At 61.6% G+C, this 13675-nt stretch carries 17 protein-coding genes; 11 read left to right on the plus strand and 6 right to left on the minus strand.

The window, feature by feature from the left end; all coding sequences use genetic code 11:
- Positions 1-51: 51 nt before the first annotated feature.
- The 5 genes from mltG to fabD all read right to left on the minus strand — a co-directional run bounded on the left by mltG (position 52) and on the right by fabD (position 5021).
- Entirely contained in the window at positions 52-1281 is a 1230-nt protein-coding gene (gene mltG / locus PZ897_RS03475) for an endolytic transglycosylase MltG (RefSeq protein ID WP_275749987.1), read from the minus strand.
- 113 nt (positions 1282-1394) lie between these two features.
- Complete coding sequence (fabF, locus tag PZ897_RS03480) at positions 1395-2657, minus strand: beta-ketoacyl-ACP synthase II (RefSeq protein ID WP_275749988.1); 1263 nt, start codon at positions 2655-2657, stop codon at positions 1395-1397.
- A 97-nt stretch (positions 2658-2754) separates the two neighbouring features.
- Positions 2755-2991 carry an acyl carrier protein gene (locus tag PZ897_RS03485; RefSeq protein WP_035526784.1) on the minus strand — a complete coding sequence of 79 codons (237 nt, stop codon included), beginning with the start codon at positions 2989-2991 and terminating at the stop codon, positions 2755-2757.
- A gap of 274 nt (positions 2992-3265) precedes the next feature.
- Positions 3266-4003 carry a 3-oxoacyl-[acyl-carrier-protein] reductase gene (gene fabG / locus PZ897_RS03490; protein WP_275749989.1) on the minus strand — a complete coding sequence of 246 codons (738 nt, stop codon included), beginning with the start codon at positions 4001-4003 and terminating at the stop codon, positions 3266-3268.
- A 64-nt stretch (positions 4004-4067) separates the two neighbouring features.
- The gene (fabD, locus tag PZ897_RS03495) at positions 4068-5021 is read right to left on the minus strand and encodes an ACP S-malonyltransferase (protein WP_275749990.1); all 954 of its coding nucleotides are present in this window, start codon (positions 5019-5021) and stop codon (positions 4068-4070) included.
- Positions 5022-5208: 187 nt separating this feature from the next.
- On the opposite strand from fabD, the gene PZ897_RS03500 reads away from it, so the two are divergent.
- The 7 genes from PZ897_RS03500 (at position 5209) to PZ897_RS03530 (ending at position 9543) form a co-directional block, all read left to right on the plus strand.
- Entirely contained in the window at positions 5209-5535 is a 327-nt protein-coding gene (locus tag PZ897_RS03500; RefSeq protein WP_275749991.1) for a metalloregulator ArsR/SmtB family transcription factor, read from the plus strand.
- The gene (locus PZ897_RS03505; protein WP_275749992.1) at positions 5532-5969 is read left to right on the plus strand and encodes an SRPBCC domain-containing protein; all 438 of its coding nucleotides are present in this window, start codon (positions 5532-5534) and stop codon (positions 5967-5969) included. Before PZ897_RS03500 ends, PZ897_RS03505 begins: the two co-directional genes overlap by 4 nt.
- A gap of 49 nt (positions 5970-6018) precedes the next feature.
- Positions 6019-6327, plus strand: coding sequence for a hypothetical protein (locus PZ897_RS03510; RefSeq protein WP_275749993.1), 309 nt, complete (start codon positions 6019-6021; stop codon positions 6325-6327).
- A gap of 155 nt (positions 6328-6482) precedes the next feature.
- Complete coding sequence (locus PZ897_RS03515; RefSeq protein WP_275749994.1) at positions 6483-6878, plus strand: DUF1761 domain-containing protein; 396 nt, start codon at positions 6483-6485, stop codon at positions 6876-6878.
- A 172-nt stretch (positions 6879-7050) separates the two neighbouring features.
- Entirely contained in the window at positions 7051-7341 is a 291-nt protein-coding gene (locus tag PZ897_RS03520; RefSeq protein WP_275749995.1) for a hypothetical protein, read from the plus strand.
- A gap of 125 nt (positions 7342-7466) precedes the next feature.
- Positions 7467-8393 carry a calcium/sodium antiporter gene (locus PZ897_RS03525; RefSeq protein ID WP_275749996.1) on the plus strand — a complete coding sequence of 309 codons (927 nt, stop codon included), beginning with the start codon at positions 7467-7469 and terminating at the stop codon, positions 8391-8393.
- 106 nt (positions 8394-8499) lie between these two features.
- On the plus strand, positions 8500-9543 hold the full coding sequence (locus tag PZ897_RS03530; RefSeq protein ID WP_275749997.1) for an aldo/keto reductase: 1044 nt from the start codon (positions 8500-8502) through the stop codon (positions 9541-9543).
- A 42-nt stretch (positions 9544-9585) separates the two neighbouring features.
- On the opposite strand, the gene PZ897_RS03535 is transcribed toward PZ897_RS03530, so the two are convergent.
- Positions 9586-10737 carry an MFS transporter gene (locus tag PZ897_RS03535; protein WP_275749999.1) on the minus strand — a complete coding sequence of 384 codons (1152 nt, stop codon included), beginning with the start codon at positions 10735-10737 and terminating at the stop codon, positions 9586-9588.
- A gap of 469 nt (positions 10738-11206) precedes the next feature.
- Here PZ897_RS03535 and rpsF point away from each other — a divergent pair, with 469 nt between their 5' ends.
- The 4 genes from rpsF to rplI all read left to right on the plus strand — a co-directional run bounded on the left by rpsF (position 11207) and on the right by rplI (position 13608).
- Positions 11207-11608, plus strand: coding sequence for a 30S ribosomal protein S6 (rpsF, locus tag PZ897_RS03540; protein ID WP_275750001.1), 402 nt, complete (start codon positions 11207-11209; stop codon positions 11606-11608).
- Between the two features lie 11 nt (positions 11609-11619).
- The gene (gene rpsR, locus PZ897_RS03545; RefSeq protein WP_275750003.1) at positions 11620-11868 is read left to right on the plus strand and encodes a 30S ribosomal protein S18; all 249 of its coding nucleotides are present in this window, start codon (positions 11620-11622) and stop codon (positions 11866-11868) included.
- Positions 11869-12016: 148 nt separating this feature from the next.
- Positions 12017-12976 carry a DUF2232 domain-containing protein gene (locus tag PZ897_RS03550; protein ID WP_275750004.1) on the plus strand — a complete coding sequence of 320 codons (960 nt, stop codon included), beginning with the start codon at positions 12017-12019 and terminating at the stop codon, positions 12974-12976.
- 26 nt (positions 12977-13002) lie between these two features.
- Positions 13003-13608 (plus strand): 50S ribosomal protein L9, encoded by a 606-nt coding sequence (gene rplI, locus PZ897_RS03555; RefSeq protein WP_275750005.1) that lies wholly within the window; start codon positions 13003-13005, stop codon positions 13606-13608.
- Positions 13609-13675 lie beyond the last annotated feature (67 nt).

Here is a 13675-nt window from a genome sequence, read left to right on the forward strand (position 1 = left end):
TCCCCCCTTACCCCTGCACCGGTCCGCCCGATCTGGGCAGCGCCGGCTGGTTCAATTGCCTTCCGGCTCTGCCGCGCCCTCAGCGGCCTGGTCCGCAGCAACTTTCGCGGCCTCTGCCTTTTCTGCCGCGAGCGTCTTCTCGCGTTCGGACTCAAGTCTGCGCCACCGTGCAACATTGGTGTTGTGTTCGTCCAGCGTTTCGGCAAAAGCATGCCCGCCCGTGCCATCGGCCACGAAGTACAGATCCTTGGTCTTGGACGGATTGGCCACAGCTTCCATCGCCTCGCGGCCCGGATTGGCAATCGGAGTCGGCGGCAAACCGTCAATCACGTAGGTATTGTAAGGCGTGGGCTTCTCGATATCGGATTTGTAAATCGGACGATCGGACGGCTTGCCGGCGCCGCCGAACAGGCCGTAGATGATCGTCGGGTCCGATTGCAGGCGAATGCTCTGGTTGAGGCGGTTGATGAACACGCCGGCGACACGGGGGCGTTCATCCGCCTTGGCGGTTTCCTTCTCGACGATGGATGCCAGAATCACCAGTTCCTCGGGCGTCTTGATCGGGAGATCAGGCACCCGCCGTGCCCACACCTGCTCGAGCACCCGAGCCTGGGCCTTTTCCATCTGCTCAAGAATTTCCGTGCGGGTGGTTCCGCGGGAGAACTTGTAGGTTTCGGGCAGAAGCGCCCCTTCCGCCGGCATTTCAGCCGGCAGATCGCCCACCAGCATGGTGTCGGCCCGCAACCGGTCGAAGACCTGCTCTACAGTCTGGCCTTCCGGCACGGTAAAGGCGTGCAGTATCGATTTTCCCGATTGCATCAATTCGACGATCTCACGCATCGACGAGTGCGCCTTGATCTCGTATTCGCCGGCCTTGAGCGTATCATCACCGAGCACGCTCTTGGCGCCGAGCGAAAAAATCCGCTGGTTTGAGATGATCCCCTGCCCTTCAAGGCCGGAGGCGATCTGGTTGAGAGCCGCCCCCTCGCGCACCATGAAATCGGTTGTCCGGTCGAGTGGTCCGCGGCCTTCGAATTCGGATTTTCCGTACAGGAACGCGCCAACCGCGACGACCGCAATGAAGATCATCAGCGAAAGAATGAAGTTGAGGAACATCACAACCTGATTGCGCGCCCGGCGGGATCGCTTGGGTGGCGGCGGAGCCATCTCGGGCTTGAGTGCCTGGGACGGCGACACCGGCACGATCGGGCCGGACGCAGTGGATTTGTCACCACCGGCGCGGCCAAAAATGCCCTTGTTGTGATTGTTGCGGTCGTTCACGAGGTCAATCTCCGCAGGAAATGGGAAAGGGGAAATACCCTTTCAGTGTCTTATGGCTGAATGTGGCGAAATGCAGGTTTGAAGCGAGTGCCTCTCCGAGCAGTCTTGCGCCATCAGCCCTGGAAACGCTTCAGAACAAGTGACGCATTGGTGCCGCCAAAACCGAAGGAATTGGACAAAGCGACATCGATGCGGCGCTTGCGGGCAACCTTGGGAACCAGGTCGATCCTGGTCTCCCGTTCGGGATTGTCCAGATTGAGCGTTGGCGGAGCGACATTGTCGCGAATGGCAAGCGCACTGAACACCGCTTCCATGGCACCGGCTGCGCCCAGCAAGTGGCCGATGGAAGACTTGGTCGATGACATCGAGATTCCTTCGGCCGCATCGCCGACCAGCCGCTCGACAGCGCCCAGTTCGATGGTGTCGGCCATGGTCGACGTGCCATGGGCGTTGATGTAGTCCACATCCGCCGCAGTCAGACCGGCGCGTTTGAGCGCCATCTGCATACACCGGTAAGCGCCATCGCCATCTTCCGAAGGCGCCGTGATATGATAGGCATCGCCGGAAAGCCCGTAGCCAACCACTTCGGCGACGATATTGGCGCCGCGTGCCAGCGCGTGGTCGAGTTCTTCCAGAACCACGGTCGCGGCTCCCTCGCCCATGACAAAGCCGTCGCGGTCACGGTCATAGGGACGCGAGGCTTTCTCCGGCGTATCATTGCAGGAGGTCGACAGCGCCTTGCAGGCGGCAAAGCCGGCCAGGCCAATCCGGCAAATGGCGGCTTCGGCGCCGCCGGCAATCATCACATCAGCATCCCCCAGGGCAATCAGCCGCGCCGCGTCACCGATGGCGTGCGCGCCGGTGGAGCAGGCCGTCACGACAGCATGGTTGGGGCCGCGCAACCCATGCCGGATCGAAACCTGGCCGGAGATGAGATTGATCAGACGCCCGGGAATGAAGAACGGCGAGACCCGGCGCGGGCCCTTGTCACGCAGGGTGTAACCCGCCTCGACAATGCCTTCGAGGCCGCCAACGCCCGAGCCGATCATCACGCCGGTGGCGATCTGGTCCTCGCGGGTTGTGGGGTGCCAGCCAGCGTCCTTGAGAGCCATGTCGGCTGCGGCAACGCCGAAGAGAATGAATTTGTCGACCTTGCGCTGTTCCTTGGGCTCCATCCAGTCATCCGGATTGAAGCCCCCTTCCACCGACGGATCGGTGGGGACCGAACAGGCGATCTGGGCGGCGATATCACTGACATCGAACGCGGTCACGCGTGACGCGCTGTTCTGGCTGTCGATCAGACGAGACCAGGTGATCTCGGTGCCGCAACCGAGCGGAGACACCACACCCATGCCGGTGATGACAACTCTGCGCATCTTCTTAAGTCCCAGTCATGTCAAAATGCAACAAACCGGCGCAGGGTCTGCGCCGGCCTTGACGGTGGACAGGGTGTCCGCCAGCCATGAAGTTCGTTCAGGCCTGAGCCTTGCTGATGAACTTGACTGCATCACCAACCGTCAGGATGGTGTCGGCAGCGTCATCAGGGATTTCAACGCCGAATTCTTCTTCGAACGCCATCACCAGTTCGACCGTATCGAGCGAATCCGCACCGAGATCGTCGATGAAGCTTGCGCCTTCGTTCACTTTTTCAGCGTCAACGCCCAGATGTTCGATGACAATTTTCTTTACGCGGTCTGCGATGTCGCTCATGTCGGAATTCCTCGACCAGTTTCACATTGTTGTTGCGCCTCGTTACCTGCGCAAGCATGGGTAATCAAGCTCGTTGCGTGTTTTTATGCGTTATGTCCGGTTCCGTCAAAGCCGAAGCTGTGGATTTCGGCATATTCCGGCCTGTCATGCAGCCACGCGCAATATCGGGCGAAGTACCATGGTTTGCCACGCGGGCAAAGCCGGAAAGTGCGCGCCCACCGTGATTCCCGCCAGCATGGCGAAGCCGCCGGGTGCAGGCGCGCACCCCGCGAGCTCACACCATCAGCATGCCGCCGTTCACATGAATGGTCTGGCCGGTCACGTAGGAGGCCTCGTCAGAGGCCAGCCAGGTGACGGCGGACGCAATCTCGGCGCCCGAGCCCATGCGACGCATCGGGATAGCGCCCATGATCGCCTCTTGCTGCTTGTCGTTGAGCTTTTCGGTCATGGCACTCTCGATAAAGCCGGGCGCGACACAATTGACGGTGATCTTGCGGGGCGCAACTTCCTGGGCAAGGCTCTTGGAAAAGCCGATCATGCCTGCCTTGGCGGCACAGTAATTGGCCTGGCCCGGATTGCCGGAGACGCCGACAACCGAGGTGATGTTGATGATGCGGCCATTGCGGCGCTTCATCATCGGATGCGTCAACTCGCGGGTCAGGCGGAACACGGCTGTCAGATTGACCTCCATGACCTGATCCCAGGCGTCGTCGCTCATCCGCACAAACAGCCCGTCCTTGGTGATCCCGGCATTGTTGACCAGAATATCAACGCCTTCGAGTTCGTCCTCGGCCTTCTTGCCCAGATCCGAAACCGCCTGGCGATCGGACAGATCGGCGGGAAAAATCATGGTCCGGTCGCCAAGGTCGGCGGCCAGAACCTCAAGCCGCTCGACGCGGGTGCCGTGAAGCCCGACTGTTGCGCCGCGGCTATGGAGTTGCCGGGCGATGGCTTCACCGATTCCGCCAGATGCGCCGGTCACGAGGGCCTTGCGGCCGGTCAGGTCGAACATGGGTAGTCCTTTCGGAAATAGTGTCGGTTTGAACCTGGATACAGGATACCGTCCAGAGCTGAATTCAGGCTGTCCGGCCTTCGAGTGCGGCCAGAAACTTATCTATATCGTCGGGTCCGGCAAGGTTGAGCCCGGTCACCGAGCGGTCAATGCGGCGGGCGAGCCCCGTCAGCACCTTGCCGGCGCCGATTTCAGCCAGCGTATCGACACCGTTGCCGGCAAGCCAAGCCACCGTCTCGCGCCAGCGCACCTGGCCAGTCACCTGCTCGATCAGCAATGTCACGATCTCGTCAGGATCGGACACCGGGGCGGCCCGGACATTGGAGATGACCGGAACGGCAGGTGCGGATTTGGCAACGCCTGCCAGCGCTTCGCGCATGGCATCGGCGGCGGGCAGCATCAGGCTCGAGTGGAAGGGCGCCGACACCGGCAGCATCACCGTGCGCTTGGCGCCTTTGGCCGCGGCATTGGCTGCGGCAGCTTCAACGGCGGGCTTGAGACCGGAAATCACCAGTTGTCCACCACCATTGTCATTGGCGATCTGCACCGCACCCAACGACCGCGCTTGCGCACAGGCGGATTCGACGTCGTCGTTCTCCAGACCGATGATGGCGGCCATTGCCCCGGTGCCGGAGGGGACCGCGGCCTGCATGGCATTGCCGCGAATGCGCAACAGCCGTGCCGTATCGGAAATCGAGAACATGCCCGCAGCGCACAACGCCGAATACTCACCCAGCGAATGGCCGGCGACATAGCTGGCGGTTTCCGCCAGCTTGAGCCCACGTGCCTCGAGCACCCGGACCAGCGCCATCGACACCGCCATCAGCGCCGGCTGGGCATTGGCGGTCAGCGTCAACGTCTCTTCGGGGCCGTCAAAAATGACGGTCGACAATTTTTCACCCAGCGCCGCATCGACCTCGTCGAAGACCGCCTTTGCCTCGGGATAGGTTGCGGCCAGATCCTTGCCCATGCCGGCTGTCTGGCTGCCCTGCCCCGGAAAAGTGAATGCTATCGCCATAACGCGGCTCCGTTCCTTTGTGTCACATTGGCGCTTCAATTCACATTCGGCGGGCCGGAGTCAAGCTTGCGCATCGGAATGGAGCATAGCGGGCGACGCGGTTGACGGCATCAAAATCGCGACCGACGACATTGACGCAGCTTCATTTTACAAATACGTTAATTAACAACAATGGAAAGGAAGTTGCGTGTCCGGCCTGTCCACCATCTTCGCCGCCCTGGGCGATCCAACACGATTCGCCATTGTCGAGCGACTGCTCAAGGACGGCGAACAGCCGGCCGGCGAGTTGCTTGACGCAGGCCCGGTTTCCGCGCCCGCCATCTCGCGGCATCTCAAGGTGCTGCGTCAGGCCGGCATCATCGAACAGCGGGTTGACCGGCAACGGCGCCTCTACTCGGTCCGGCCCGAAGCCGTGCAGACGATCGGCGCCTGGACCATGACCCACCGGCACTTCTGGCAAAGCAGCCTCGACCGGCTTGACCTTGCCCTGCAGCAGACAAGCGAGCGGACATGAGCGACCTCAGACTTGAACGAACCTTTCCCCATCCGCCGGAGCGGGTTTTCGCGTTTGTGACCGAAGCCCGGCATCTTCTAAGCTGGTGGGGGCCCGAAGGCATGAGTCTGCGCGAGCATCAACTCGACCTGTCGCGCCCCGGCGCCTGGTTCACGACGCTGGTCAACCCTGAAGGCGGGCTGCACAAGATGAGCGGTGTAGTTCTGGAAATCGATCCGCCGCGGTCGGTTGAGTTCACCTGGGGCTGGCACGACGCGGAGGACATTCGCGGCCGTGAAAGCCGGGTGCGGTTCGAGATTGAGCCCGATGGCACGACCGGCAGCCGGTTCCGGCTGATTCACTCCGGACTCGCCGACGCGACCAGCGTGAGCAACCACAGTCGCGGCTGGAGTTCGATGCTCGGCAAGCTCGAACGGCTTGCGGGCGCGACGTAATCCCGCCGAACTCGGCAGGGTCATACTTTGCAGCAGAGGAGAAGGAACAATGCCCAACTATGTCTTTGCCTATCATGGCGGAAAAAAGCCCGACACGCCCGAGGCGGGCCAGAAGGAAATGGAAAAGTGGGGTGCCTGGTTCGCGCAGATGGGTGACGCTGTCGTCGATCCGGGCAACCCTGTCGGCCAGTCATGGACCGTCAGTTCAGCCGGCATCAGCCACAACGGCGGCGCCAATCCTGTGTCAGGCTACACCGTCGTCAGGGCCGCCAGCATGGAGGCGGCTGCGGCCATGGCCAAGGCCTGTCCGATCCTGGATGGCGGTTCGGTGGAAGTGGCAGAAATCATCGAAATGTGACGACGCACAGACTGTGCCACAAGCGTCATGCAGCGACCGGTCGCCGGCACCGCTTCCGGCCACTGCGGCAGACCCACAAGCCCCACACAACGTCTTAACGCGGCGTCTTGAATTGCCAGGATAACGCTGCCGTAAAAACAAAGGAGCGCACTCGCATGTCTGAAATCACCACTGGAGTAAGCTGGTTCGCCGTTCTCATCGGCGCGGTTGTTTCCTTCCTGGCCGGCTGGCTGTGGTATTCACCGATGCTGTTCGGGCCGAAATGGGCCAAGGGAGTGGGCGTGGAAATGGGAACCGCCAGCACCATGCCGGTCGCCGCGATGGTGACCCAGTTCGCCGGTCTGGTGCTGATGAGCTGGTTCGTCGGCGTGACCGCCGCCGCCAATGCGCTCTCGAGCGTCATCCTGGCGACACTCGCCTTTACCGTGCTGGCCTATTCCGGCGGGTTGTTCACCAAAAAATCAGCCTATGCCCGCAATGTCGAGGCCGGGTACTGGATCGCGTCCCTGGTGATCATGATCCTGTCGCAGGGCCTTGTGCGCAGCTTGTAGGGGCGAAACATCGTGCTGCGCCAGCGCATGTGCTGAATTATTGTGCAGCGGGCTGGCGCGGCAGAAAAGATTTCGTGGGCTTGTCGCAAGTGCATCTTGAATTCGCCATCGACTACAGACACATCTTGGCGGTTGCGCTCGACCACAGCAGCGCCTTTCCGGACTTATCAAGATGCCACACTCCGCATCCGCCCCGTTCAATTCGCCCGACGCGCTTGCCATGCCGGCTCCGGGATCCAGATTCACCGCGTTCCTCACCGCCATCGGCGCCATCGTTCTGATCGCCTCGGAAATCTGGCTGGTGGCGATCGGCACGATTTGGGCAATTGACGGTTTTTTCAGCCTTGGCACCATTGGCGGCCTCATTCTCATCGCAATTGTCGTGCCGCTGGCGCTCTGGGCGACCTGGACGATCGCAATGCTTGCCATCGCAGCCGAGCTCGATCCCGCAAACGCCGATTGATGATGCCTTGCCAGCAAACCGGCTGGCCGCTATTTCATCTTTCAGATCGACGGCGCCGGCCTGCTTGACCGGTGTCTGACTCAACTTGAGCAGTCGCACGAGCCGGCAGCCGAAGGAAAGTTCCGATGGTTTTACAATTCCTTGCGCTCGCCGCCGGACTGGCGCTGTTGACCGGCGGTGCGGAATATCTGGTGCGCGGCGCTATTTCACTTGCCAACCGACTGGGCATGCCTCCCTTGCTGATCGGACTGACCGTGGTCGGCTTCGGCACCTCGATGCCGGAGTTGCTGGTGTCGCTGCAGGCCGCACTGAGCGGTTCTCCGGCCATCGCTGTGGGCAATGTGGTGGGGTCAAACACGGCCAATATTCTGCTCATCCTCGGCGTTGCTGCAATGATCTCGCCGATCGCCGCCCGCATTCCCAATCTCAATCGCGATCTGGTCATGATGCTGATGGCGGCCCTTGTCATCCTCGGCCTTGGATATTGGGGCGTTGCCACCTTCTGGTCCGGCCTGGCGATGTTTGCCGCGCTCGTTGGTTATCTGGCCTGGGTGACCCACTCCGACCGCCAGCGCATGACCGAGGAAGAAGCCGAGCTGGCGCTCAAGATTGCGGGCTGGAAAGAGGCGCTGTTCATTGTCGGTGGACTGGCAGCACTGTTTCTCGGCGCTGACATGTTGATTGACGCGGCAACCGTGATTGCGCGCAGTTTCGGAATTTCCGAAGCGGTGATCGGACTTACCATCGTCGCGATCGGCACCAGCTTGCCCGAACTTGCGACATCCGTGGTTGCGGCCTTCCGCCGCCACGCTGAAGTCGCACTGGGGAATGTCGTCGGCTCCAACATCTTCAATATCCTGGGCACCCTGGGCATCACCGCCATGGTGGTCCCGGTCCCGATCGAACACTCCATGGCATCGTTCGACATCCCCTTCATGCTGGCGGTGTCTGTCGCCCTGATCGCGCTGGTGCTGATTGCCGGGAGGATCAGCCGCGGCGCCGGCATTGCAATGGTGGCGCTCTATGCGAGCTATATCATCTGGCTTTTCTGAGCGCCCGGCCAGTGGGGAGAGTTGATCGTTCCGCAGCACACCGGGTTGCACCTCGGGACGCTGCCGGTATGGTGCGGGCGAATCGAAAGCAAGAGGAATGCCCCGCATGAAAATGAACCCGCTCGGACGTACGGACATGATGGTCAGCGAGATCTGCCTCGGCACCATGACCTGGGGCGAACAAAACACGGAGTCCGAAGCCCACCAGCAGATGGATTACGCCCTGACCGAAGGCGTCAATTTCTTCGATGCGGCGGAAATGTATCCGACCCAGCCGACACGGGCGGAAACGCAAGGCCGTACCGAAGAGTATATCGGCAGCTGGTTCCGCGCGTCAGGCAAACGCGATCAGGTGATTCTGGCCACGAAAATGGGCGGCGACGGCATCAACTGGATTCGCGATGGTCAGGGCTTTACCCGCGCCTCGGTGATGGAAGCGGTCGATGGCAGCCTCAAGCGGCTCGGGGTCGACCACATCGATCTCTATCAACTGCACTGGCCCAATCGCGGCTCGTACCATTTCCGCAAGCATTGGGCCTTTGATGCCAGCACGCAGGACAAGCCCGGCACAGTGGCCGACATCTGCGAAACCCTGGAAGGCCTCGCCGATGCAGTCAAGGCGGGCAAGATCCGCGCCGTCGGGCTGTCGAACGAGAGCGCCTGGGGCACGATGCAGTTTGTTCGTCTGGCGGAAGACCACGCATTGCCGCGCGTTGCCTCGATCCAGAATGAATACAATCTGATCTGCCGGTTGTTTGATACGGACATGGCCGAAGTTGCGCATCACGAGGATGTCGGATTGCTGGCGTTCTCGCCCCTGGCTGCGGGCATTCTCACCGGCAAGTACCAGGGTGGCCGCATTCCGGAAGGCTCCCGCCGAGCCCGGGTGGAAAGCCTCGGCGGCCGCTGGCGCCCCGAAACTGAAGCGGCGACGCAGGCCTATCTCGATGTCGCCAGCAAGCATGGGCTCGATCCGGCGCAGATGGCAATTGCCTTCTGCATGGCACGGCCTTTCATGACATCGACCATCATCGGCGCGACGACGATGGACCAGCTCAAGACCGCGATCGGCTCCAGAGATGTGAAATTGCCGGAAGCAGTTCTGCAAGATATCGCCAGCGTCCGCCGCGCTCATCCGCAGCCGATCTGATACGGGCAACCCCCCACTCTCGGCTCGATCACCGGCGTTGCCTCAATGGCGGCGCCGGCCCAATCGGGGATGAATCCGCCGGGCGATCAGCGCACAGCCGATCAGCACCACGCCGATGCCGGCAAACACACCCTGCACCGGCGCAAACACCAGCACCAGCCGTGCAAAGGCAGGTGATCCCACCGAGGCGACGTCGCGGAAGGTGGAATAGACGGCTGCCATCTCGGTACGCTCGGAGGGCTTGACCGTCAGCAGGAACGGCAGGCTGGCGCTGACATCGAGCAGGACCAGAAACAGGGTTCCCGACAGCAGCATGGCAATCGCCGGATAGGGAAAGTCCGAGATCAGGGTGGCGCCGATGAACAACGCCCCACACCCGGAGAACCCGGCAACAATCGCACTGCGGACGCTGGTTTTCTGCAGGAAACCGAGCATGAAAGGGGTGGTAAACAGAAACGCGTTGGAGATCGACAGGGCTAGCCCGCCAATCTGGTCGCTCAATCCCGATCGCACTGCATAGATGGGCACGTAAATGATGTAAATTGACCAGCCGACAGAGCGCATCGTGGCATAGAACCAGCCGCCAACCAGGGTGGGCTGGCGAAAAAACCGCGGAATATAGCGCAACGGATTGGTGGGCGGCCTGCGCGCCTTGATGATCACCTTGCCGTCGCCAAGCCGCAAGTACCAAAAGAAACCGAGCATCACCAGACAGGCGGCAATCGAGATCAGGAACGGAACCTGCGGGTGCCAATCCATCAGCACGACGCCAAGAAACGGCCCGACGCTCCAGGAAATGCCGCTGAACAGCAGGCGGCGGCTTTCGTTCCTGCCCATCGAAGCGCGCTCGACATAATCCATCACATAGGCGTTGAAACAGACCGCCAGGATGACCAGCCCGACCGAATTGGCGGCAACCGCATAGGGGATGAACCGGCCATCGAAAAAGCCGCCCACGACGCTGCCACCGATCATGATCAGCGCCCCCAGGGTGTAGAGCCAACGCCGCGGCACGAAGCGGGCAAGCAGCGGCACACACAAGGCGCAGACCAGCCCGGTGAGACCAATCAGAACATACACCTCCGACACGGTCGCGGCACTGCCCAGCGCCCGGTACATCAACACCGGATAGACCGAAACCAGTGTCGCCCGGGCCGAGGCCTCGCAGGCCGCCAGGATGGCAAAAGAGTTCACCCCGGCTCTGGCAGGCGGGAACTCGACAAGCGGGAGACGGTTCTGGATCAAAATATCAACTAACGCCAATGGGAGGCAAACGGCAGGGCTAACCGAGATCACAGTTGTCCGGTTTTTCGATTCTGGCAAGACACTGATATTGTGCAGAAGCTGCAAGCGCGCCGGTTGATCGGATCCGCGGCGGGCGCCGGTGCCGGCCACTCTGTGCCGGTTTGGCCTTGCATTGCAGCAAAAACCGCGTATAAGCGCCCTTGTTCGAACACCCGGTCATCTGGCTGGTGGCTGAACGGAGGGTGCGATCCTTTTCAAGGATCCTAGGGGCGACAAGCGCTCCGGCCTCCCGTGTCTCCGCTCACGACCGTCTCGATACCACGTCTTTCTTGCCCGGCACACGCGCCGAACAGGACAAGTCGATGGGGCTTAGCGCCGGATCCGGGTGATGTAAAAATGCAAGAAAGGCAAGTCAATCATGGCTCTCTATGAACATGTATTCCTTGCCCGGCAGGATGTCTCCAGCCAGCAGGTCGAAGCCCTTGTGGACCAGTACAAGGGTGTGATCGAAGCCAATGGCGGACAAGTCGGGCGTATTGAACACTGGGGACTGAAGTCCCTTACCTACCGCATCAACAAGAACCGCAAGGCGCATTACGCGCTGATGGACATTGATGCGCCGTCGGACGCCGTCAAGGAAATGGAGCGCCAGATGCGCTTCAACGAAGATATCCTTCGTTTCATGACCGTTTCCGTTGAAGCGCATGAAGAAGGCCCGTCGGCCATGCTGCAGAAGCGTGACCGTGATGACCGCCCGCGCGGCGACCGCCCCGATCGGGGTGACCGTGGCCCGCGCCGTCCGCGCGAAGACCGCGAATAGGAGAGCAGACAATGGTCGACATCAACCAGATCCCGACACGCCGTCCGTTCCATCGCCGCCGCAAGACCTGCCCGTTTTCGGGCGCGAATGCGCCGAAGATCGATTACAAGGACATCCGCCTGCTGCAGCGCTACATTTCCGAGCGCGGCAAGATCGTTCCTTCCCGCATCACGGCCGTCAGCCAGAAGAAGCAGCGCGAACTCGCCCGGGCGATCAAGCGCGCACGTTTCCTCGGCCTGCTGCCTTACGTGCTGAAGTAGTCAATATGGGATCCGGCCTTGTCGGCCGGATCCCCTTGCCACCGCGCGAACGGGCGCGCGGACAGGGCAATACACCACCCGGGTTGGGGTTGTGGCGCAATATGGTTTGCGACTGACCTCTAACTGCTAGATGGCAGGACAGCGACAGATGACACAGCAAAGCACATCGCTCCTTGTGGGCCTGCTCGCCGGCGTTTCCGCCGCGTTACTGCTTGTCAGCGCCGGAACCCCCACCAGCCTGTCCTTTGTCCTTTTTGCAGCCGCGGCACTTCCCATCCTGATTGCCGGCCTTGGCTGGTCCAACCTGTCTTCGATCGTCGCCGTCGGCACAGCCATCGCGGTCATCGCTGTGGCCACCACACCACAAGCGGCCCTGGTTTCAGCCGTCACCACACTGGCGCCGGCCGCCTGGATCGCGCATCTGTCCAATCTGGGCCGGCCGGCCGATGAAATCGGCGGCCCCGAAGGCGCTGTCATCTGGTATCCGCTGTCCGACATCTTCATCAATATCGTCGGCTGCGTCTGCGTCGGCCTCGTGGCTGTCGGGCTTGCGATGGGATACGGCGCGGAGTTCGTCGACCAGCTCGTCGATCTGTTCGTCGCCGCCATCAAGGACAGCAACGCCGATTATGCGCCCACGCCCGAGAGCCTGGCCGAGATGAAGCAGTTCTTCCTCTATGCCCTGCCCGCCATCCAGGCAGCGATGTGGGTCATGATCCTGCTTGCAGGCTGGTACGTCGCTACGGCGGTGGTGCGTATGTCAGGCCGCCTCAAGCGACCCAAGGACGACCTGCCCTCACAGCTGAGAATGCCGCGCGCGGGTGCAATCGCGCTGGGTTTCGGGGTCGTCATGAGTTTTCTTCAGGGCGGCATCGGCCTGATCGGCTGGACCATCAGCGGCGCCGTCGGCGCAGGTTTCATGGTCGCCGGTTTTGCGATCGCTCATCACCGCACCCGGGGCAAACCGGCGCGCGGCCTGTTGCTGTGGACGGCCTATCTGTCGAGCGTCATCTTCACGCTGCCGCTTGCCTTCTTTCTGCTCCTCGGACTGTTCGACACAGCCCGCACACTCACGGTGACCGGGTCCGGTCCCCGTTCCAAAACCTAGAAAAACCTCCTCGAAAGGAAATCACCATGGACGTAATTCTGCTTGAACGCATCACCAAGCTCGGCCAGATGGGCGACACTGTCAGGGTTCGCGACGGCTTTGCGCGCAACTTCCTGCTGCCGCAGGGCAAGGCGTTGCGCGCAAACGCTGCCAACAAGGCCCGTTTTGAAGCCGAACGCGTGGTGCTGGAAGCCCGCAACCTCGAGCGCAAGACGGAAGCCGAACAGGTTGCTGAAAAGCTCGACGGCATGACCTTCGTTGTCGTCCGTTCGGCCGGCGAAACCGGTCAGCTTTATGGTTCGGTGGCGGCGCGCGACGTGATGGCGGTGCTGGCCGAAAACGGTTTCAACATCGGCCGCAGCCAGGTCGACATGAACAACCCGATCAAGACCATTGGCCTGCACACCGTGCCGCTGGCGCTGCATGCTGAAGTCAATGTCGAAGTGACCTTCAACGTTGCCCGGTCTGCGGACGAAGCCACACGCCAGTCCAAGGGCGAGGATCTGTCTTCCGCAGACGCCATCTACGGCGTCGATGAAGAAGAAGCTGCAGCCGCAGCGGAAGCCGCAGCCAACGACCCGGACTACAATGACGACGAAGACGGTGAAGGCGGCGAAGACTACACCGCCTGATTCCGCGCTATCTGACCGCATCCATGCGACGCCCGGGGCCCTGTGTGTCCCGGGCGTTTTTGTCTGC

The organism is Hoeflea sp. YIM 152468 (genome assembly GCF_029210485.1).
Lineage (GTDB): Bacteria > Pseudomonadota > Alphaproteobacteria > Rhizobiales > Rhizobiaceae > Hoeflea.

Coding starts and splice junctions, on each gene's coding strand:
- fabF (WP_275749988.1), bottom strand. CDS start 2,657: ATGCGCAGAGTTGTCATCACCGGCATGGGTGTGGTGTCTCCGCTCGGT.
- PZ897_RS03485 (WP_035526784.1), bottom strand. CDS start 2,991: ATGAGCGACATCGCAGACCGCGTAAAGAAAATTGTCATCGAACATCTG.
- fabG (WP_275749989.1), bottom strand. CDS start 4,003: ATGTTCGACCTGACCGGCCGCAAGGCCCTCGTGACCGGCGCATCTGGC.
- fabD (WP_275749990.1), bottom strand. CDS start 5,021: ATGGCGATAGCATTCACTTTTCCGGGGCAGGGCAGCCAGACAGCCGGC.
- PZ897_RS03505 (WP_275749992.1), top strand. CDS start 5,532: ATGAGCGACCTCAGACTTGAACGAACCTTTCCCCATCCGCCGGAGCGG.
- PZ897_RS03510 (WP_275749993.1), top strand. CDS start 6,019: ATGCCCAACTATGTCTTTGCCTATCATGGCGGAAAAAAGCCCGACACG.
- PZ897_RS03515 (WP_275749994.1), top strand. CDS start 6,483: ATGTCTGAAATCACCACTGGAGTAAGCTGGTTCGCCGTTCTCATCGGC.
- PZ897_RS03520 (WP_275749995.1), top strand. CDS start 7,051: ATGCCACACTCCGCATCCGCCCCGTTCAATTCGCCCGACGCGCTTGCC.
- PZ897_RS03525 (WP_275749996.1), top strand. CDS start 7,467: ATGGTTTTACAATTCCTTGCGCTCGCCGCCGGACTGGCGCTGTTGACC.
- PZ897_RS03530 (WP_275749997.1), top strand. CDS start 8,500: ATGAAAATGAACCCGCTCGGACGTACGGACATGATGGTCAGCGAGATC.
- rpsF (WP_275750001.1), top strand. CDS start 11,207: ATGGCTCTCTATGAACATGTATTCCTTGCCCGGCAGGATGTCTCCAGC.
- rpsR (WP_275750003.1), top strand. CDS start 11,620: ATGGTCGACATCAACCAGATCCCGACACGCCGTCCGTTCCATCGCCGC.
- PZ897_RS03550 (WP_275750004.1), top strand. CDS start 12,017: ATGACACAGCAAAGCACATCGCTCCTTGTGGGCCTGCTCGCCGGCGTT.
- rplI (WP_275750005.1), top strand. CDS start 13,003: ATGGACGTAATTCTGCTTGAACGCATCACCAAGCTCGGCCAGATGGGC.